Origin of the sequence: Ruminococcus sp. J1101004sp1_RTP21198st1_B9_RTP21198_201120, from assembly GCF_040924245.1 — a bacterium.
Classification (GTDB): domain Bacteria; phylum Bacillota; class Clostridia; order Lachnospirales; family Lachnospiraceae; genus Blautia_A; species Blautia_A faecis.
The window spans coordinates 1-22,716 of sequence record NZ_JBCOMI010000025.1 but is presented as its reverse complement, the minus strand read 5'-3'; the positions used below and the strand labels follow the sequence as shown (position 1 = coordinate 22,716).

Annotated in this window: 15 protein-coding genes; all 15 read right to left on the bottom strand. The window is 41.8% G+C overall.

Going from position 1 to position 22,716, the window contains the following annotated elements; all coding sequences use genetic code 11:
* Positions 1–74 precede the first annotated feature (74 nt).
* Positions 75–1,814 carry an amino acid adenylation domain-containing protein gene (locus AB5618_RS15655; protein ID WP_015528439.1) on the bottom strand — a complete coding sequence of 580 codons (1,740 nt, stop codon included), beginning with the start codon at positions 1,812–1,814 and terminating at the stop codon, positions 75–77.
* A gap of 19 nt (positions 1,815–1,833) precedes the next feature.
* Positions 1,834–2,826, bottom strand: coding sequence for a S9 family peptidase (locus AB5618_RS15650; protein ID WP_156340260.1), 993 nt, complete (start codon positions 2,824–2,826; stop codon positions 1,834–1,836).
* A 13-nt stretch (positions 2,827–2,839) separates the two neighbouring features.
* On the bottom strand, positions 2,840–4,273 hold the full coding sequence (locus AB5618_RS15645; protein ID WP_368366907.1) for a condensation domain-containing protein: 1,434 nt from the start codon (positions 4,271–4,273) through the stop codon (positions 2,840–2,842).
* Entirely contained in the window at positions 4,273–11,946 is a 7,674-nt protein-coding gene (locus AB5618_RS15640; protein WP_195413105.1) for a non-ribosomal peptide synthetase, read from the bottom strand. The genes AB5618_RS15645 and AB5618_RS15640 overlap by 1 nt, the downstream gene beginning before the upstream one ends.
* A 14-nt stretch (positions 11,947–11,960) precedes the next feature.
* Positions 11,961–13,550 (bottom strand): (2,3-dihydroxybenzoyl)adenylate synthase, encoded by a 1,590-nt coding sequence (locus AB5618_RS15635; protein ID WP_015528435.1) that lies wholly within the window; start codon positions 13,548–13,550, stop codon positions 11,961–11,963.
* Position 13,551: 1 nt separating this feature from the next.
* Entirely contained in the window at positions 13,552–14,238 is a 687-nt protein-coding gene (locus tag AB5618_RS15630) for a 4'-phosphopantetheinyl transferase superfamily protein (protein ID WP_015528434.1), read from the bottom strand.
* 10 nt (positions 14,239–14,248) lie between these two features.
* Entirely contained in the window at positions 14,249–14,968 is a 720-nt protein-coding gene (locus AB5618_RS15625; RefSeq protein WP_179961046.1) for a thioesterase II family protein, read from the bottom strand.
* Positions 14,969–15,057: 89 nt separating this feature from the next.
* Positions 15,058–15,657: an accessory gene regulator ArgB-like protein gene (locus AB5618_RS15620; protein ID WP_054337272.1), complete on the bottom strand. Its 600-nt coding sequence runs from the start codon at positions 15,655–15,657 to the stop codon at positions 15,058–15,060.
* Positions 15,657–15,815: a cyclic lactone autoinducer peptide gene (locus tag AB5618_RS15615; RefSeq protein WP_015528432.1), complete on the bottom strand. Its 159-nt coding sequence runs from the start codon at positions 15,813–15,815 to the stop codon at positions 15,657–15,659. The genes AB5618_RS15620 and AB5618_RS15615 overlap by 1 nt, the downstream gene beginning before the upstream one ends.
* A gap of 101 nt (positions 15,816–15,916) precedes the next feature.
* The gene (locus AB5618_RS15610) at positions 15,917–17,212 is read right to left on the bottom strand and encodes a sensor histidine kinase (protein WP_015528431.1); all 1,296 of its coding nucleotides are present in this window, start codon (positions 17,210–17,212) and stop codon (positions 15,917–15,919) included.
* On the bottom strand, positions 17,209–17,946 hold the full coding sequence (locus AB5618_RS15605; RefSeq protein WP_015528430.1) for a LytTR family DNA-binding domain-containing protein: 738 nt from the start codon (positions 17,944–17,946) through the stop codon (positions 17,209–17,211). Before AB5618_RS15605 ends, AB5618_RS15610 begins: the two co-directional genes overlap by 4 nt.
* Before the next feature lie 87 nt (positions 17,947–18,033).
* Positions 18,034–18,273 carry a helix-turn-helix transcriptional regulator gene (locus AB5618_RS15600; RefSeq protein WP_054337273.1) on the bottom strand — a complete coding sequence of 80 codons (240 nt, stop codon included), beginning with the start codon at positions 18,271–18,273 and terminating at the stop codon, positions 18,034–18,036.
* A 283-nt stretch (positions 18,274–18,556) separates the two neighbouring features.
* Entirely contained in the window at positions 18,557–18,763 is a 207-nt protein-coding gene (locus tag AB5618_RS15595) for a PIN domain-containing protein (RefSeq protein ID WP_055059678.1), read from the bottom strand.
* 27 nt (positions 18,764–18,790) lie between these two features.
* Positions 18,791–21,550: a YodL domain-containing protein gene (locus tag AB5618_RS15590; protein ID WP_368366906.1), complete on the bottom strand. Its 2,760-nt coding sequence runs from the start codon at positions 21,548–21,550 to the stop codon at positions 18,791–18,793.
* An 81-nt stretch (positions 21,551–21,631) separates the two neighbouring features.
* Positions 21,632–22,690, bottom strand: a complete 1,059-nt coding sequence (locus AB5618_RS15585) for a helicase (protein ID WP_243251685.1) — start codon at positions 22,688–22,690, stop codon at positions 21,632–21,634.
* Positions 22,691–22,716 lie beyond the last annotated feature (26 nt).

Below are 22,716 nucleotides of genomic sequence, written 5' to 3'. Positions count from 1 at the left end.
GTTTCAAAAGTAACGCCTTTTTTTTCAAGCTCTACTAATAATTCTCCTGCTACTTTTTTCGTGTCCTGCATTTTTTAAATTTCCCCCTCTTCTACAAATTCTGCTATATCTGTATTTTTTCTCTTATCAACCAATTTTGTTAGTGCGTTAATTGATGGATTCATAAAGACCTCTTTCATGCGTACCTCTATTCCGCAACGAGCATTAATAGCCGCAACAAATCTAGCCGCAAGCAAGCTGTCTGCACCTATCTTAAAAAGGTTCTCATCCAAATCAGCCACTTTATTTTTCAATAGCTCCTCCCAAATCATCAGTACAATATTTAATACTTTGTCAGACATTATTTCCACACTATCAGTTTTCTGATATTCTGCCAATCTTCTTCTATCAACTTTTCCATTTGCATTAAGAGGAAAATTTTCTAATCTGTTTATAGAATTCGGTATAGAATACTCAGGAAGATGTATCTTAAGATAATCTTCTATTTCACTCTCTGCAATGTACTCTCCCAAGTAAAATGCAACTAATTCTTTATGGTATTTATCCCCCTGAGCAACAACTACGGCTTCTTTTATTCTTGAAATACTTTTTAATACACTTTCAATTTCTCCCAACTCAATTCGATGTCCACGTATCTTTACTTGGGTATCCATTCGCCCTAAAAACTCTATCGTTCCATCTGCCCATCGCCTTCCCCGATCTCCTGTTCTATACCAACGTTCCCCTTTTACATCCGTAATAAACTTTTTCATTGTTAGCTCTTCATCATTAATATAGCCTTTTGCCAGACTTCCACCTCCAATTTGCAATTCACCAGGAATATCAACTCCGCACTCCACAAAATTTTCATCCGTAATCCTATATTTCTGTTTTGGTAATGCTTGCCCATAAGGAATAGAATTCCACAATCTATCTACTTTTGAAACGCAATAATAGTTGGACCAAATTCCGCCTTCTGTCGCTCCGCCCAACGCTACAAATTGCGAGTTTGCTGAAGTTACTTTATACCATTTCTCCGGTAAATATAAAGGAATCCAGTCCCCTGACACTAATGCCAACCGCAATTTACCAAAATGATTATTTTCCCCCATTATCAAAAACATGTCCAATAACGCGGGGGCACTATTCCAAATAGTAATTCCATAAATCTCTATCAGATTTTTCCATACTTCTGGATCTCTAAAGTCGTCTTCATCAATTAAAACAATTGTCCCTCCAACAGTTAAAAGACCAAATATGTCAAAAACCGACAAATCAAAATCAAATGCTGATATATTTAATACGGAATCTTCCGCACCAATATTCCACATATGTAAAATTTCTTCTATTGTATTCATTGCAGCCACATGACTCATTTCTACTCCTTTAGGTTCTCCGCTAGAGCCCGATGTATAAATAATATAGGCAGTATCTTTTGAATTATTTTCAATACACCCAGTCCATGGATTCTCTTCTAAAAAGGCTTCATCCTGCAATACAAGAGCCGGCTTGACATTTTCTATGATTTTTTTCCGACGTCCTAACGGCTGCTTCATCGCAATCGGAACATACGCTGCACCTATTGCAAGAATTCCTAACAATGCAGCTACTTGTCCAATACCTCTCGGCAATATAACTACAATCTTATCATTTCTTCTTACTCCTCTTTGCCACATATAGTTTGCTGCACGCAACGCATATAAACGCAACATCTTATAAGAAACTTTCTCATTTTCATAGATAAGCGCAATTCTCTCTGGATATTTCAATGCATTTTCATAAAATTCTCCATGTAATGTTTCCTTTCTATTAGAAAACTCTCGATCGTTCATCATATACATTTCCTTTCCTCAACTATTCCACATTCTTTTTAAGCCATTTTACGACTCTCACAATAACCTCATCTTCTATAGTACCGCCTTCATCCTTTAATGGAGAACTTACCTTAGAAAGTGAATGTCCCAACCCTTTAAACAAAATTATATCTGCATTATTCCTTGCTGCCTTTGCTATTTGCACAGCTTCTACCGGAGAAATCCATCCGTCATTCAAACCATGAAGTACTAAAATAGGTAATTGGATTTTTTTTATGTCATCTAATATTCCTGCCCATGTTTCTCCAGGAGCATTTTCAGCAAATCGAATTAAAGTAGTAGGATCTGCAACTATTTCATCTGCCAATGGTATCCAATTATCTATTATGCTGAATCTTCCTTTCCCTTCTGGATCAAGTTCTTCATTAAATTTCATATTTCCCTCCTTATCCGTACCAAGAATAAGTAAATACAGAGAGAAAGAGATAGATGTGGAGTCCGGTATACAATTCAAAAAATCCGAAATTTCTAATATGCTATCACTATTGTTATCCAACTCTTTCAACTTTTCTACTGTAAGTTCGCGCAATATATAAGAGAAATAGGAACTCCATCCTTCTGCAATACCCGACTGAAGAATCAAAGCCTGCGCATTCGGAAAATCTGAAACTAAAGTTGTACAAACTCGTACTCCTTCACTCCATCCATAAAACAGAATTCCTTCCACTTCAGACAAGCCAGAAACAAATCTCGTTACCTCTCTGGCATCCCGAATAATTATTTCTATATCATAATTTTCTCTTTTATCATAACGAAATACCGCATATCTAGCTTTCACAAACCCTTCGCTCAATAAATCAAAATTACGGGATACTATACCTCCCATGGATTCAACTGTAGCGTGCCGATCAGATGGACCGGAACCATGAAATAAAATAATCGTTTTCCATTGACCTTGCCTTTCTGGCAAATCTAATTCTCCTGAAATTTTCATTCCATTTTCCAAAGTAATTTCCAATTCTTTTACAAACATATTTTTATTCTCCCTAATATTTTTCCATAAATTTCTTTATATTATTTACATAAGCGCCAAAAATATCAGTAATATATTGTTTATCAAAGATGTCAATAATATAATCCCATGAAATCTTCAAATATCCCAAATCATCTCTTACATGGTGATCTAAAACCACCTGCGGTGTTTGGCTTATCGCATATTCTTCTTTGAATGAATATCTTTTTTTTGTTACCTTAGACACATTCCCCTCCAGCATACAAGTAAACACTACTGGCATAATCGCTTTTCCTGCTCTACCTGAAGAAAGCATTTTTAATATATTGCTTCCTTCAAATTTTCTATATTGAACTAACCGCCACATCTGTTCTTGAGTTGCTCGAATAGCATCCAATAAAGAATCCGTTTTTTCTTGGTATGATATTACTGCATTGTTAGTAAATTCACCCAGTATCCCATTCACATCTTCATGCAATAACTGTCTATTAAACAATGTTACATTTATGGAAAGTCCTGGAGTTTCACTATATTGTGCCAGTGTTTTCATAAAAATTGTAGAAATTACTGCAGCAGGAGTAAAATGATAGTTTTTTATTTTCTGATATAATCGTTGTGTTTCTATAAAAGAAAAATCACATTCAATTCTATCAAATCTTACATTCTGCACTTCTGCAAATTTTTTTTGGTAATTCAGTTTGGGAAAGCTCGGCATATTTTTTACTTTTTCTTTCCAGTATTCTTCAGCTTCCAAATCTCCTTTATCTGTTTTTAATCTCATGTAATTCATAAAAGAGATTCGTGGAAATTTAACATCTTTTCCATAGTACAAACTGAAAATCTCGTTCAACAGTAATTTTGCACTCCATGCATCCAAAATAATACAATCAAAATCTACATGTAAAACACTTGTCTTTCCTGATGTTTTCCCAACGCAAAAATGGAACATGGGCCATTTATAATAATTATACCTATGATGACTTCTCTCTAGCCGCTTTTGCTCTCTATCATTCCCATCATATAATGAATAAACTGGCACAGAATAATATGGCACATTATCTAAAAAACTCGCTTTCCCCTCATGTGTTACAATCAACCGTAATGCATCATTTTTAGAAATAACCAGATTTATCATTTGCTCAAGTCGTTCAACATCCAAAGATTCTATTATATATTCGATGTAATAATGCGCATTTATATTTCCCAACTCACACCCAGCCGTTTGTCCCACAACATAAGCTGTTTGTATTGATGTTAATGGAATCACATTTTTTTCGATCATTCGAAAGAAATCTAAAATTTGACCTTTAGCCATTTTAAGAATCCTTAATGTTTCCGGTGCCAATTGTCTGTTTTTAGATCTGTATCGAATTTTCTCCCCTTCTCCCCAAATTTGAATGCCATTCTCTCTAAGTTGCTCCAAAAACTCCAAAATATCGGTATCATTATTAAATATGTATTTACTCATTACGTTTCCTCTAATATATATCTTTCGATTTTGCTGATAGTCGGATACTCAAATAACTTGCCGATATCCATAAAACACCCTATTTTCTCCGTCATTTGGTTAGTAATTTGTATTGCCTGTATCGAATTTCCACCTATTTCAAAAAAGTTATCATTTATATCAATATTTTCAATTTTTAAAACTTCTCTCCAAATTGCGAGTAATTGCTCCTGAAGTTGAGTAAGCTGTTTACAATTATTATTCTTTTTAAAAATAGGCTTTCTATTTTTTTCTGCAACAATCAAAATTTTATGAATATCCTTTTTCCCATTTGAATTAAGCGGAATAGCATTCGTTTTAATATATTCTGTTGGAATCATATAGATCGGAAGATCTTTTTTTAACATTTCCTTATAAAACTTGTCTATCCGGTCACGATACCTTTTTTCCTCTACTAATACAGCACATATGTCTTCTATCGCATTATCCCTTTTAAAAAAAACAAACGCTTCCGTTATACCTTGAATCCTTCGTAATGCAGCTTCAATTTCGCCCAATTCTACCCGATATCCATTGATTTTTACCTGATTATCCAATCTTCCAAGAAATTCAATATTACCTTCATTCCAATACCGTCCCATATCTCCAGTACAATACAATCGTTCCCCAGTTCTATCTAAAACAACAAACTTTTCTTCTGTTTTTTCATTATCGTTTAAATATCCCTGTGCAACGCCATCTCCGGCAATATAAAGTGTTCCCGGTACCCAGTCAGGGCAATCTTCCATATTCTGATCCAGAACATAATACTTCTGGTTTGCAAGCGGTTTCCCATACGGAATACTCTTCCAATCTTCCGGCACAATCTCTGGGATCTCAAAATGATTGGACCAAATACTGCCTTCCGTCGCTCCTCCAAGTGCAACAATCTCAACATTCTGAAACAGATTACGGATTCTCCCCGGAAGTGAAACCGGAACCCAGTCGCCACTCATCATTACCAACCGCAACGATTGTGAAGTTACCTGCCTTTGATATTCCTCATATTCTGCCAGCATTTCTACAAAAGCTGGCACGCTGTTCCATACGGTAATATTCTCATGATTCAACCAGTGAATCCAATGCGCTGGATCTTTTCCATATTCCGGATCCGGAAGAACCAATTTCCCACCTGCGCCTAAAACGCCAAAAACATCATAAACAGACAGGTCAAAATGAAGATTGGAGATTCCAAACGCCGTATCCTGTTCTGTAATCTGATAGCGTGCATTGATATCCAGTATTGTATTCACTGCATTATGGTGAGTAATCATTACTCCTTTCGGCATCCCGGTTGTTCCCGACGTATAGATTACATACGCAAGGTCTCCCGCCTTATTCTCCTGTGCTTTGTATTCAGAATCGGTTTTTAATCCAGACACAGAAATACAATCCCACTCGTGCAGCCATTCGGTATCCTGATCATACGCCTGATTCTGCACAAGAATGATTCTTGTTCCACTGTCACGGAGAATCTTTTCAACTCGTTCTCTCGGATTATGGATATCTATCGGAAGATATGCGGCTCCGGCAAACAGGATTCCATAAACAGCAACTACCTGCTCCCACCCTTTTTCCATAAATACAGCTACCGTCTCTTCTTTTTTTATTCCCATGCTCTTCAACTGCCCGGAAATGTAAAACGCCTCTTCTTTTATCTCCCGATAAGTCATCCGCCTGCTGCACGTTACCAGCGCCTCCTTATCCGGAAATTTGTCTGCCGCCTCCAAGAATAATCCATCCAACGTTTTCTCTTCAAATTCAGCCGCCGTTTCATTCGCCTGACGCCGTTTTTCTGAAATTTCCGCTGTTACCAGACTTGCCGTTTTTTCCTGCATGATCTCCGGATGAACTGCTAGCGTATGAAGCAGGCCGGTATATGCCCGGAACATCTCATCCAGCATTCCCGGATAAAATAATTCGTCCACGGAATCCCAAAACAGGCATAAACAGCCATCCATTTCAACCACCTGATGATCCAGCCACACCTGCGGCGTCTGTGAAATGTTATAGTTCAGTTTTCCAAGCCACTTTCCTTCATTCCACTGCTCCACGCCAAGGCCACTGGTAAACACTACCGGCATAATAGCGCCCCGCATATTTCCAGTCTTTTTCTTTAATTCGCGCTCCAGTTCAACCGCGCCATAAGCTGTATGCTCCAGATCTTCTGTAAGCTGCTTCTGAATTGCCTTTGTCCTTTCCGCAAAATTATTCCCTGCATTCTTTATCTCCAGCAATGTCAGTGTTGTAAAATCTCCAACCAGATTGTTCACTTCCGGATGCAATTGTTTCCGGTCAAACTGCGTCAGATTAAGTGTAAAATCCTTATTACTGCTCCACAAGCGGAGAGTCTCCGCATAAGCACTCATCAAAAGAACAGAAGGCGTTACCTCCAGTCTTCCCGCCGCGTCTTTTACAGACTGCCATTCTTTCTGTGACAGTTTTGCGCTCCGGCGACAGAAACGCTGCTCTGTAATCTGGCTTTCGTTCTTTGCAAGCGGCAGATCCGGTGCGTCCGCAAAAGTCTCCACCCGGTCTTCCCAATATTTTTTATCTTTCTCATAAGCAGAGGTAGACTTTATCTGCTCCAGTCCCAGCACGTAATCCCGGAAAGACAAAGTAATCGGCATTTCCGCTTTTCCATTTCGATATACTTCTGCCCACTCATTTAAGAGATGGAACATACTCCAGCCATCAAAGATAATATTATCAAAACTGATATGGATTCTATGCTTCTGGTCCTCTATTTTAGTGATTCGCACATCAAACAGAGGCCATTCATCTGTCTGAATTACCTGATGAGACATCTCTGCCCGTTTTTCATCCAATGCCTTTTCTTTTTCTGTCACTTCCAATTGTCGGATATCCGTCACGTCAATATGATACTGGGGAGTATTCTCCAGTATGCGCTGCATACCATCCGGCTGGATAATAACACGCATCATCCCATGCCTCTGTATCAACAGATTCCATGCCGTCTCTGCGCACTCAGTATCAAGGCCGTCTGCATCCAGTTCAAAATAACAGTGCGTTGCAACATTCCCCAATTCATACAATCCGCTTCTGCCAAGCCAGTAAGCATACTGCACATCGGTTAATGGGAACGGATGATATGCTTCCTCCAGATTCGGTTTGATCTGCAGTGTATCTTCTTCTTTCTGTTCGGACTGTTCAATAGCTTTTGCCAGAGATTTTACGGTCAGATTTTCAAAAATCGTGCTGATCGTTATTTTGCAGCCGAAGGTTTTCTGTACTTCCGAGATCAACCTTGTGGCAATCAGCGAGTCTCCCCCAAGGCTAAAATAATTATCTTCAATTCCGATATTTTCATATCCAAATAATTGTTTCCAGATATCTAAAAGCTTTTCTTCTGTTTCTGTCGTTGCCTTTGAAAATCGGATAACCGCAGTTTCTTCTTTAAAATCTTCCCGCAATTGCTTCCTGTTAATCTTCCCATTGGACAATGTTGGGAGCTGCTCCATGAAATGATAGTTCTGTGGAACCATATACTCCGGCAGTTTTTCTGACAGATATTCCCTTAGTGCTCCATTATGATAGGACAGGACAGACGCCTGCTGTCTGCTGCAGCATATACATCTTCCATATCTCTCTGTCACAGCACAGTCTTCGCCCAATCCTGCCTCTGATAAACATTCTCTCCACAGCAGGCAATCCGGGGTAACCAGCCCTGCTTCTTTTCTCTTGTCCCGAATATCCGCAAAACCATTTTCCAAAAAAGCCGCTGTAAGTTCCTGAAGGTATGTCCTTACCACAAGGTCAGTCATCAGCAATATTCCGTTTGGCTTCAGTAATTCCGCTACTTTCTTTACCGCATCCGCAGCATCAATATTTCTATGTAAAGCATTTACCGATATCACAACGTCATAACTATGCAAGGACATCTGCTGCTTATCCATGCCTTCTTCCAGATTCAGCATCTCAAACTCGACTCTCTCATATCCCGCAAGTTCTTTCTCTGCTTCCTGCAGAAAATATTTTGAAGAATCCGCATAAGTATAAGCCACGCTTACATCTTCCAGTGCATTCAAAAACTGTCTTGTAATTGCAGTGTCCCTTGTACCAATTTCTATAATCTGGAGTGGCTCTTTTCTGCGTTCTTCTGCCAGAAGCCTTAATCCCTGCACCAGTCTTTCCACTGTTTCCTCGCAGCCCGGAATCCTCCGAAGCAGCATATTCGGAGCCAAAGCCGGCTCTTTCTGGTAGAATACGTCCAGCGGAACTTCATTCCCAGTAACCATATGCTTCAGATACGGCTTCAGTTTATTAAAATACGTTTCCGTATCTCCAGCTTTTTCCGGTACAGCCACTTCCTTCCCGGTACGCGATAGTCTGCCGTCCTCTTCTCTCAGGATTCCTTCCTTCTTTAAAATTTCCAACCATCTTGCCACAGTATTCTTCTGTGTTTCCGTAATGCTCCCTTTTTCAAAAATTTCCTTCTGCGAAAGAACTTCCTTCTCTGATACAAAAATGCCTAACTCTATGAGTGTCTCCAGCATAAGCTGTACACATCTCTGGTCTGCATAGGCAAGGAAATTTTTGTATGCTGTCTTCCGTTCCTGCTGCATCTGCCAATTGCTGACATCATCCTTCAGTTCTTTCCAGCCCCCGCCAAAGATATCTGTGCCGTACAAATACGTTGTAACTTTAGAATCTTCCTGTATCGGCGCTCCGATATAAGCAGCCAGCGTTTTATTGCCATGACCATCACTAACTGTATCAACAACTGCATGAGCCACACCCGGAAACTCCTGAATCGCATGTTCAATTTCTCCCAATTCAATCCTGTGTCCGCGAATCTTTACCTGATGGTCTTTTCTTCCCAAAAATTCAATTGTCTCATCATCCCAGATTCTTCCGAGATCGCCGGTCCGATACCATCTTCCATACTGATCTGTGATAAATTTCTGCCCCGTAAGCGCAGAATCTCCCCTATATCCTTTTGCTACACCAAAACCGCCAATCCAGAGTTCACCTTCTGCCCAGTAAGGGCAATCCCTTCCATACTCATCCACAACACGATATGCCTGATATCTGAGTGGCTTTCCATAAGGAATAGATTTCCAGTTTTTCGGCATCGGCAGGGTAACATTCTGATAATTGGACCAGATACTTGCCTCTGTAGCTCCTCCCATAGCGACAAACTGGCAATCCTCTGTCCATGCCGCAACCCTCTGCGGGAGATCCATCCCAATCCAATCTCCAGAAAGCATAACCGCCCTGATCGGCAGTTTCTGTTTCATGGATTCCGCCCGTATCAAAAGCATATCCAGAAGCACCGGCACTGAATTCCAAACGGTAATCTGATATTTCAACACTTGTTCCAGCCAGTAATCCGCATTCCTTCTCTCCTGCTCTGGAAGCAATACCAATGTTCCTCCTGCGCCTAAAATTCCAAAAACATCATATACCGACAGGTCAAAATCCATAGCTGATACAGCCAGCGCCCGATCTGCACTTGTCACATGGTACTTTTCATTAATATCCTGAACCGTATTCCATGCGCTTTCATGCGCAATCTCTACACCCTTCGGAACACCTGTAGAGCCTGACGTCATGATGATATAGGCGCTGTCCTTCGGCGACACCTCTGGCAGTCTCACATTTTCCTGTCCCTCTTCCATACCTTCCATCACAAGGATTTCCGTACCTTCCGGCCAGTCCAGTTTTTCGGATAATTCCCGATTCGTGACCACATAGCGGACTCCCGTCTTCTCATGGATTAACGCTCTCCGATCTTTAGGCTGGCTTAAGCTGACCGGAAGGTATGAATTTCCGGAAAGCAAAATTCCTAATGCCGCCTCGATCTGTTCTATCCCGCGCGGCAGGGTAAGTGCAACCGGGACTCCCTTAATATCCTTTTCTGAAATCCCTGCCGCCACTGCTGTCGCCCGTGCTTTTAATTCCCCATAGGAAACCGATCTTCCGCTTCCCGCATCAATAAGCGCAATATCTTCCGGGCAAACTTCCGCATGGTTCATAACAGCCCAATGCAGGCATTCCACACGCTCCGGCACTCCTGTACGCGCTGTATCTTCAATTTCTCTTTTTCTTTTTTCAGGAAGCACATCAAATCGCTGATTCCAGTCCTTCTTTCCCAATTCATGCAGAAGATTCTCAAAACACTCCAGCATATCCGGGATCATATTCTCCGGGAATAACTTATCCACGCTGTCCCATGTAAGCTGTACGCCATTTTCATCTTCATAACTCTGGAAGTCATTCCACACCTGCGGCGTTTGGGAAATCATATAGGAAAACTGCCCCAGTTCTTTCCGGAACGTATCATTTACCAACGGCGTTCCCAGATTGCAGGCAAAAACAACCGGCGCCACTGCCGATGCGTCTCCATACATCTGTGCAAGGTCTCTCTGGACTTGCACGCCGGAATATGCCGTATACTTCATATCCTCATGGAGCTGCTTCTGGATCCTGTCTAGCAATTCTGCAAACGTCGGATTCCCTTCGCAGTCAATCTCCAGCAATAACAGTGTAGTGAAATCTGCTATCACGTCTTCCAATCCCTGCTGCTCTGTTTTCCGGTTAAAAAATGGAATATTAATAAGGAAACGATGATTCCTGCTCCACCGTTCCAAAACCGTCGCATATGCAGTAAGAAGAACCATTGCCGGAGTTGTCTGGTATTCCTTTGCCCGTACTTGCAGATGAGCCCACTCTTCCTTGCCAATCCTTACAATCCTGCGGTTGAATACAGTCTCTGTCACTTCCTGCGGCCGTTTTGCCAGTGGCAGGCCTGGCCCTTTCGGCAAATGCTCCAAGCGTTTTTTCCAGTATCCTTCTGCATTGTTTCTCTCTTCCTTATCTTCCTCTTTCTGCCGTTCCAGATAAGAAGCAAAATTCCACCCTTTTGATTCTGCCGGAAGGCTTTCTCCGCGATAGGCAGCCGCCAAATCCCTCAATAAGATCTGCAAACTCTGTACATCGGCAACCAAAAGTGCCATATCCACGTGCATGCGTGCCCTATTTTCAGGAAAAAGCGTAAGCTCTATTCCTGCCACTTCGCCTTCCTCGATTTTTAGCTTCCGATGGGATAAACGTTCTCTGACAGATACTGCCATTGCCTCGGCTTCCTCAGATGGCATCCGTGAAAAATCATGAACCTTTATTTTTTCACAATACGGCTTATCCAGGATTTTCTGTGTCCCATCTTCCAGAAAGCAGGCACGCAGCATGGGATGATGATACTGCAGCACATTCCATGCTTTTTCCAGACGCTCCGGATCTATATTTCCCCCATCAAACTCTAAATACGCATGACAGTCTATTCCTCCAAGAGCCTGTTCTTCATCCCTGCCAACCCAATATGCATACTGTACGTCTGTTAAAGGAAACGGCTGTTTCATATCCTTTTCCGGCGTTATCTTAGATTCTTGCGCCCGTTTTTTGCCCGCTTTTTTCTTCATGCTGCGCTGGATTAGCGCCCACCAGCCTTCAAGGGTAGGATTTTCCATCAATGAACCGAATGAAACCTTAACCCCCTGTTTTCTCCACTGGTTTACCAGACGCATGATCGTCAGGGATGAAAGCCCAAGCTCCAGCAGATTTTCGGAATCTCCCAAATCTCTGGCTACCGGCAGCTTTTGTTTGATCTGTTCCTTTATCTCTATATATTCCATAATTCTGTCTCCTTCTATTTTTCCTGTGCCATCCGTTCTAATGCTTTCTTATCTATTTTTCCTACGCTGGTCAGCGGCCATGTCTCTACCCATTCTATCTGATCCGGCATTTTATACGCCGCAACGCCTATTTCCCGCAGGAACCTGTGGATTTCCTGTAAATCGATCCCGGCTTCATCATCGGTCACAAGGAATGCACATATCCGGTTTCCAAGGGTTTCATCCGGAACGCCGACAACGGCTGCCTCTTTGATTTTCGAATGCCTGCAAAGGTAAGCTTCAATCTCTGAAGGCATGATCTTTTCTCCGGCGCGGTTAATCTGCTCTTTGATCCTCCCGCCCAAACGTAACCTTCCGTCTTTCGTCCACATAGCTTTATCGCCCGTCCGATAAAATCCGTCCGGCGTAAAGCTCTTTTTATTCGCTTCCTCCGCCATATAATAACCATCAATCGTATACGGGCCTCTGGATAATAATTCCCCAAAAACTCCTTCCGGTACGGCCTTATCTTCTTCATCCACAATCTTCACTTCATCCGCAGGAGACACCGGAGTTCCCTGGCATCTTGCGATCAGGGAACCTTCATCCTCCGGGCTAGTAAAGGACAGTAGCCCCTCCGCCGTACCAAATACCTGCATCAGTTTACACGGCCATTCTTCAATGATCTTATCCGCAAGGGAATCTTCCAGCATTGCGCCGCCCACCTGCAAAATCCGCAGGCTGGATATATCATAATCTTCATCCCATTCCAGCATTTCCATGCACACAGTAACCATAGCAGGAACCAATGCCGTTATCGTGACACCTTCCTCTGTAATTGCGTCAAGGATATCATCCGGGCTGGTCGCAGACGCAAGCACAACTTTTCCTCCCACGTCCAGCGTGCCTAAAAGCCCCGGGCAGCATAACGGGAAATTATGAGCTACCGGAAGAGACGCCAGATAAACGTCACTGCTATCCAGGCGGCATCTCTTCGCGGACATGCGGGCATTATACATGTAATCCGTATGGGTGCGCGGAATCAGTTTCGGAACCCCTGTCGTCCCGCCTGACAGCAAAAGCACCGCCGTTTCATACCCATCCACAGCCGGAAATGCTCCATTTTCTCCACACGTTTCCGCAATCATTCCACTGATATCCCCGGATTCGCTATCTATAAATATATGCCGGATACATGAATATTTCTCTTTCATCGCATTTGCCATCGGCACATATGAAAATCCCAGATATTTCTCCACCACAATATAAGCGGCCGGCTTTGCCAGTTCAATAATTCCTTCCAGTTCCGCCTCCCTGTGGGCCGGCAGCATCATGATTGGCACCGCCCCAATCTTGGAAAGCGCAAAAAACACGATCACAAAAGAAATCCTGTTCGGAAGCTGCACAAGCACTTTATCTCCCTTTAAAATCCCTTTACGCAGAAAAGCTGCCGCAAGACAATCTGCTTTTTGCTTTAATTCCATATAACTGATCTCGTCTTCACTGTCCGTGACCGCAGTTCTTTCTCCATATTTTTCCGCCCACCTATCAAGCTGTTCTCCAAAGCCACATCTCTCCCAGCCTTCCAGATTCTCATATTTGCTCATATCTTTCTTATAACCCATTTTATCTGTCTCCTTTCTTATGCGCCGCCACATACGCAGCATATCCTTTGATCCTGACCGGATACAGAAACCAGTCCTGATCTTTCTTATCTTTTTCTGCAATTTTTCCGTTTCTGACAGAGAAGAAATCCATTCCTCTTCCTAATCCAATCCCAAGCGCCTTTACATATGCCTCTTTCGCCGCCCAGTACTGGAAAAACAGATCCGGTCCTTCATTTTTTACATCTTCCGCTTCTTCTGCAGTATAAAAATTTTCCGCTATCTCCCTATAGTCCGGGCACTCTGCCATCTCCTGCACATCCACTCCGATATCCATTCCGACAGCGAATACCGCCAGTATGAATTCACCCGAGTGCGAAATGTTAAAATCCACTGTCCGCTTTCCTGCAATCTTTTTATGATAAGGCTTACCCAGTTCATTGACAGAAAAATCAATCGTTTCCATATCTAAGTATCTTTTTAAGAGGATCCGCACGACAACCTTCCCGGCTATATAACGCATCCTGTCTTCAGGAAAACGGAATCTTCCGGCTTGCTCCAATTCCTGCCCACTCAGGATATATTCATGGTTCTTCCAGAAATCTGTCATTTCAGACCAGCGGATACACCATATATGTATCTCATTTTCACGGATATAAAGTTTGTCTGCTGACAGAAATTCCTTTTCTCCGTATCGTTTAATCTCCATTTTTCATTCTCTAAAGCAGTCTCATGACCTCACTTATTACTTCGTCTTCACAATCCCGCAGATAAAAATGTCCTCCCGGAAATATCCTGTAGTTAAAATCATTGTCCGTATACTTTCCCCATTCCAAGATCGCACTCTCATCCGCTTCTCCGTCCTTTTCTCCGCCAAATGCAGCGATAGGCGTATGCAGCACTATTCCCGCCTTGTCATAATACGTTTCATCCATGGTAAAATCTGCCCGCAGCATAGGCAGAAAGAAATCCAGCAATTCCTGGTTCTCCAGTACCTCCTTTGGCGTCCCTTCAAATCTCCCCAGTTCCCTCTTAAACTCTTCATCCGGAAGATGATATATTGGATTTGGCTCCGGAATACTAGGAACCCGGCTGCCGGAAATAAACAGACATTTTGCAGTATATCCCGCTGCCTCCAACCGTTTTTCCAGCTCATAGGCGATCTTCCCACCCATACTGTGTCCCCATAAGGCATACGGTCCGTACACAACCTTTCTTACAGCCTCTTCCAGGTCATCTAACATAACCGACATATCTATATACGGTTTCTCCATGATCTGTTCTTCCCTTCCCGGAAGCTGAACTGGACATACCGTTACTTTCCCCTGCATCTTTTTCGCCCACTGGTTATAAGCAGAAGCACCGCCTCCCGCAAATGGCAGACAAAACAAGGTTATTTTCTCTTTACTAATGTTTTCCGTATTTTTTATCAATTTCATATTCACTTTTATATTCCTCTGGCATAATGTTCTTTTTCTCTCTGTTTACCATCATTTTGTAATATGTTTTTCTCAATCATTTCTTATTTCTACCTGTAATTAGTTACCTCTAACTCTTTGTCAAAAAAAATTTTGATCCATCCCAATATCAAACCGGACGCCAAAACAATATGCGCTACCATAAGCCCCTTTACGATCAGGGAATATCCGGTCACAGAAAAAACACCTGCTATCGCACATTCAATCACTAAAATTACCCTCGCGCGCATCCCATAAACTTTCTTCTCTTTCACATCCAGTTTCTTGCTGCTGGCATCCACCGGTGCCATAGCAAATATGAATCCAACTGCGACAAGCCATATAATCCGCATTTGCCACGTCACAATTAGGTCAGATGCCAGATACTGACTGCATAGAAGGACAAGGATACTGGAAACAATCATGCAGCTCCCTGCTTTTTCTAAATGAATTCCTCCGGCATACTGCCTTAGAACAGTAAAGGGCAATAAAAAGACTAGCATCTCCAGCCAATTCCCCGTTGCGATGCCAAGTATGACAGTGATAAGGTATATCGCGACCCTGCCCAGCAGTACACCGTAAGCATATTCATACAACCTGCGGTCTTTTTCTTCAAGAATCCCGTTCCTTTTTTGCACTTCAAAAAGCCAGCCGGTAGTTTTTTTCCACACTAGAATTTCCTCATTTTCTTAACTTCTTCCGGCTCTTCTTCCTGATAGTACAGCCAGTTGCACGCCAGATTTGCCGTATATGCCGTCAGGCAGAGTGCAAGACAGTTTACAACTCCAAGTACTTTGATACCCAAGCTTTTTCTGATTGTTTTTTTCATAGTTACATGCCTCCTTTTTTTTCGAAAGTTTACACAAAAATCGCCCTCTTTTCAATTACCGTGGCAAAAACGGTAACTTTTTGGGCGATTTTTGCACATCTTTATTTTATTGTAAAGATCAGCTTAACAGAGAACTCCTGTTCTCCGACCTCCACTCTCATAATTCCAGCATACTTTTTAACCAGTTTTCCAACCGTATGCAGTCCGATCCCGTGACTGTCTGCATCTCTTTTGGTGCTTATGTACCGGTCCTTGTCCTTTAACAGCGGAACAACATACCCGTTGCAAAATTCCATAACAAGGAAATGTTCCTCATTTCCCATATACATCCTGCATTCTACATATCGGCCATCTTTTGTCTTTTCTGCCGCTTCCAGTGCGTTATCCAAAAGATTACCTACGATTGAGATCATATCCAGTTCTTCCAAAAAGTCCAGCCTGAGATCATTACCCAGGGTAATCTTATAGGAAATATTCTTAGATTCCGCAAGGAATTTCCTTTCGCACAGGATGCTGTTCAAGATCGGGTGTTCGCAATACACACCTTTTTGAAGGCTCTGAATCCGGACACCTAAATGTTCCATAATCTCCTTGACCTCTTGATTTTCTCCTTCTTCCATCAAACCGGCTACTGTACAAATAAATTTATTTATATCGTGTAAGAATGCCCTGTTATCCTCATTGACCTTATTCATATACTGTAAATTAGCAATCTCCGCCCTGCTTTTCTGGTAAAGCCGGGCCATCTTCTTCACTTCTTCTGATTTCTCTACAAACCGGTCAAACACTGAGAAAATGAAGATATTCGTCAATAGCAGCAGTGAAGCTCCTACCGGAACCATAACCCTGTTCATTCCTTCAAAAGAAATATTTGAATAAAACACACATCCTAATATAATGATCGTAGCGGTTGGCAGCATGAGCAGCACAGTAAAAGTTTTATTCTCAATCGTCAGATAATCCCTTTTTCTCGTTACCTGATTAATGCATTTAATAAATAGAAATGTCATGGTACTCATCAGTAGTAGCGCTAATGTCTTTTCTATTTCCGTCCCAAAACCCTCAGATGCACCTGTCACGCCATACGCATTCGTAAGCGTTGCAAAGAGAAATTCAGGAATAATTGCCAGCACATAATAGCAGCATACTATAACCAGCTTCTTCCATATATTTCCCCGGAACACAACCATTGACACAATCATATACGTTACCGGAATCATTACCATATTAAATATTGAGGATTCCAAGTGGTTGATTCCGAGCATTACCAGCGCTATGACAAAATATACGAGAAATTTTCCCAAAAAGTTTTCTCTTCTGTATGGGAGCATGTTCTTTTCCAGATCTTCCAACAGATACATCTGAAGAAGGCAGATCAAAAAATCTCTTACTATCATACCATGCCGTTCCTTTCCCCAAGAAACATGATCAGAGCGTCAGCAAACTGACCTTTTCTCGACCTTGAAACATTCAATTGGATTCCCATCTGTAGCAGCGCCACATTCTTTTCCAATCCTTCCACTTTCGCCAGATTTACAATATAACTGTTATGTGCATACTCAAATCCCCTTCCGGCCAGACGTTCATATAAATCGCCTAAAGATTCCTTACAATGCATCTCATCTATCTCCCCCTGCCTAGCAACGTATATAGAGCAACCCCTTTTCGCCAGACAGATATATAAAATGTCTTCCGTATAGATACGAATTACTCTTCCCGCTGATGTAACCGTCACGGAATAATCTCCACAGTGCAATTTTACTTTTGATAAAATCGCAGGGATTTCCCTTTTCAGACTTCTGTCATGCAAGTCTTTCATAATATAACGGAACGGCTGCCCAATATTGATGCTATCTGGAGTCGGTTCAAAGTATCCGGAGCAGAACACCAATATCGCTGCCCTATTGTATTCCCTCAGCTTCAGTACCGATTTATTCCCATCCAATCCGGGCATACGCATATCCATAAAGACCAAATCATGCAAAATATCAGCATTTTCCAGTAGTTCCTTTCCTGACTCGTATTCATAAAACCGTATCTCGCTCTTAGGAAGAATCCCTTCCGTTTCTATAACCTTCTCTATTTTCTCCCTATAATTTTTATCATCATCGCAAATTGCTATTTTATACATCTATGTCCTCATAGGTTAGTTTTTCCTAACTCTTTTTCATAAAAAATCCATCCTGCAGAATCTGAATCCTATGAGCATTTACTCTTCCTATAGTTCGGGTTCCAAATCTGCAAAGATGGGATCAGCAAAAAATTCCTGTATTGTGACATCCAATCCATCGCATATCTTTTTTATTGTAACTACGCCAGCATTCTTACTCTGACCATACAAAATATTCTTTAATGTCGAAGGAGGAACGCCAGAACATACCGCCGCCTCATTCACTGTGATATCTTTCTGATTAATCAGATCGTTTAAACGATATATGACCGCTGTTTTTATATCCACGGTATCGACCACCTTTTTTTCTTCTATTTTATATAAATCGGCTTTAAAAGGTCGCCCATATATAGTCTTTTTGATCTATGTACGATATTTTTTTAACAGTTTTTCTTATTCTAGCAGAAATCAGCTAAATTTCTATATTTTATTAGATACATGAAACCCTGTGAGAACATTTCTGATCCTACGCAGGGTTTTCCACTTTGTTATAAAATTTTTATATTTTCCAGTATGCTGGATCGGAGTTATCATTCAACTTTCCTTCTGCTACCGATTGTAAAAACATATTTTACGAATAAATATTCAGCAGTTCTTCCGGAGAAAGCAGTGTAATCCAAAAGGAAAGAAAATCCTTTTTATTCCTTGTCACAATCGCATCACACTGATTCGCCTTCGTACAAGTTGCAAGCAGGCAGTCTTCAAAATCAGATACTCTCTGCAAATAAGCAGGCAGCACATCTTCGTTCGTCACTGTCAGCACTTTTGCTATGTCCAAAACGGAGCCAAGTGCCTTTCTATAAATTTATACCGTTCTTACATCCCGATCAGCTCCTCTCTCCGGGTCATCTTTTCCCTGCTTTTCTTGGATTTTTCTCTTATTGATTTCCAGTCGTTCATGAATAGATGGCTTCTTTGCCTTCGTAGTTGCTTTATTCTTTTCTGTTTGCATACTCGAAACTACCTTTTTCACAGCTTTGTCATTATCCCCTTTTGTCACATTCGCTGCTCTTGACGCTTCTACTCTGCTGTCCTGCTTTTCTGCAACCTGCCGTTCCTGCTTTTCCTGCACACTTTTTTCTTCCAGACTGCAAAAGCTCTGCAAATATGGCAGCACATGGTTCTGCATATCGGTCAGATCTTCCATACACTTCTGAAACTCTTCATTTCCCTTGTTTTTCAGATAACCAATCCAACTTTCATCCGTAAGTTTCAGTTCATTTTGGAGTTTCAGCTGACTTAAAATACCGCCATTTCCTGTTCCAATATCTATTTTCCCTTTGAAATATTGCAGCATTTTATCGCCTTTTTCCGCATAATATATAGTAAAAAACATCTGGGCTGTTACCATCGGCTCATCCGTCCTCGGATTACGGTCTGCGTACCATTCCTTATCCTTCTGTGCAGTACGGGAATCCAGATCTGAGAGCTTCTGACAGCGTGGTTCCATCAGCTCCCGCTTTTCACAGTAATTCACATACACCATCGGCTCTGTTTCTTTGGATATATCTGGTTCGTAGGATTTCAGCCGTTCCAGCAAAACACCTGCCCACACGGACTGCTCACAGTCTTCTTCAATCACATCCTTCAGAAAGGAAATATAAGAACCAACATTTCCACTTTGCAGATCCAGCATGACTTCCTGTAAGGTATCCTGCCCTGGTTCTACATGATCCCGGTAATCATACGGATCAAATGCTTCTGCAATCTCATCCAGTGCCTCTGCCAGCTGTTCTGTGGTCATCTTCTCTGGATACATTGCTTCTCGAACATCCCTCATCGGTACATACTTGTAGTCCGGCAATGCTTCATGAATTTTCTCAATCCCTTCCCGTACCAGTGCAAGCTCTCCATAAAACCGAACATCATCCATCAGATTTCCAAGTACTGTATTTCCTTTTACGATTGCAAATTCAGCATCATCGTAGTAACTGTCTTCCGGATCACGATAGATAATTCCCATCGAGCATCCCAGATACGCAGTTTCTGGATTCTCCTTATATTTTTCATAGACTGCAGCTATCTGATTAACATCGGTACTTTTTTCATAAGCTCCCATATCATGGAACTCATCACATTCTGTGGCAAAGTATTCCAGATAAGGTTCTTTCTTCAGTGGCATATTGTTAAGTACATTGTCAATCATGTTATAATTCGCCTCTTCCAGTTCTTCTACCTTAGCCAGTGGCTTATATTCGCCCTGGCTTTTCTGAATCTCTGCCATTACAACCTCATCCCTTTCTTTCACTTTTTCCATCAACTGATCATAATCCCCACGGATGCGTTCTCCAGTCCAGCCTTCGTCTTCCAAAAGTTCCTCTGCCGCTTCTTCAATAGAAATTTCATCATTTTCATAGACGCCACCATCCATCAGACGGAAATCTTCATCGTAAAAGGAATAATCGTATCCTTCTTCTGTCCTCTGAATAGCAAAATACCGTTCTCCTACCTCATATGCCAGTTCACTAAGAACCTGTTCTTCCAGATTCAGGAAAGAATCCAGCTGTTCAAAACTGATACTGTCTACAAAATGAGCTGTTACTTTTTCCCCATCATTCAAAACAACGATATCACTGACAGACAGGGAATGCCCACGGAAGTCTTTCGGTCTATCAATGTTGAACCTTTCAAAAATATCATCCAGTGACGTATTTCCCAGTAATTCTCCAACATAGACCAGCTCATAATCTTCTTTTTTTATCTGCATACCATGACTTTCAATAAAACTCATATTCATAAATGCATAATTTTCGCCCGGTGAATCATCTTTGATCTGATAAATACCAAAGGTTCGCCTTGTTCCTAACAACAGGTTTGCCTCTTTCAAAGACTGAATCTGCGGATATTTCTGCATTTCCCATTCCAGGTTACGGAAACGCTCCCGTTCTGCCATGGACATCTGATAATGCTCCGGTCCTCGTTCGATTTCCATGCGTTCCGTGACATAGATTGGTGACGAAAAATTAGTGATCAGATAAATATCTGCTCCGGCATCGTATAATTTCAGTGCTTCTTCCTGCTCAATGACACTCATAGGCTCCTGAAATGCTCCAAAATCTTCATCGGCATAATCCAGATCCTGATCCCTTATCCGTTCCCACATCTGTAATTCCATGCCAAACAGACCTTCATGTGCCTGTATCATTTCTTTACTTGCATACTCTCCCTTACCGCCATCGCTGCCCAAGCAATAAATCTTAGAACCCATCCTGTGATAATCTAAGGCTGCTTCTTTTCTAAGCGGTACCATATCCTCTGCTGTATATCCATAATCCCGAAGTTCCAGCTTGCCTATGGTTGGATCTGGTAAGTCCTGAATATCCATTCTTGCATCATCCAGTAAATCCTCTACACTTTCCTCATCTGCTTTGCTCAATGCATCTGCCAGATTTCTTACCAGAGTCCTAACTTTCTCTTCCTCACCGATCAGATTCGCATATTCAGAAATCTGTTCTTTTACATCTGTTGGAAACTCTACGCCTCTACGCTCTGCCTGATTGATCCGTTCCTGCGTATATTCCTGCATTTTCTGTGTTTCTCTACCTGTTATCATACTTCTTGCCATATAAGTTCCTCCCGTATTCTGAAAGAAGGCATAACCCACAGAACATTCTTTCTGCCAGATTATGCCATCTTCCTTGTTTTCTTATTCCAGACCGAAGTCCCGCTTTCTATTTTCCTTGCCAGTTTCACTTTCCCGCTGACTCTTTTCTTTATAAATCTGCAGCTTCTCATGGATAGAACCTCGTGCCGGTCTTTCTTCTTTCTCTTTTGATTCCGACTGCTCTGTTTCTGTATCTTCCCGTTCATCCATATTGAGAAGTGCATTTAATTCTGACAGCCGCTCCAGTTTTTGGCTCAGTTCCTCTTCTTTTGGAAATGGCTTCCCGACTTCCTCTTTGGCATTTGTCATCTGCTCCTGTACCGTTTCCAGCCGTTGTTCTGCTTCTGCCAGTTTTTCCGGATAACTTTCTAAAAGATTATTGATACGAATGATATTTCCCAGGGCATCGGCTCCCAACCGAACTTTAGCTACCGATTCATGCTTTACAGACAGGATAAACTCTTTGCTCCAGCTGTCGAATTGGATTCTCATGTTAAATCCCTGATAACTTCCAATGTCCATAGCTGCATCTACAGACTTAATGTCTTTGCAGACCGCCAGAAGAGCCGCTCCTGCCTCTTTCTTTTCTGTGAACACTTTGCCACTGATTTCCATAGAAAACTGCTCTGGATCTGTAATTTTATGCTCAGAAAAATGAGCGATATCTGCCTTATAGCTGTCAATAATCTCCGTCAGTTTTGCAATCTGTTGCGGAAAATTCCTTGCAATATCATCTTCCAGTCGGTATTGGTTATTCATGTGGTTCGCTTTTAGAAGCTTTAATTTCGCCACATCCACATCCAATGCCATCTTCTCTTTTACTGCTGGATTTCCGGTTGCCAGTGCTTTGACCTCTGCATAGGACAGTGCCGCTTCGTCCACATCTTCGCAGCTTCTGACCGGTGCTTTGCTGGTCATGATCTGGGAAATAAACTTCTGCTTGTTTTCGATCAACTGCCACATGTAGCTGTCAAATGTGGATTCAGTTACATACCGGAAGATATGAACCTTTTTATTATGGTTTCCCTGACGGATAATACGTCCTTCCCTCTGTAGGCTAAGTACCCAGCGCCTTGCCATATTGCTATGGTAGGTTTCCAAATACTCGCCCCCGAACCGTACTTACA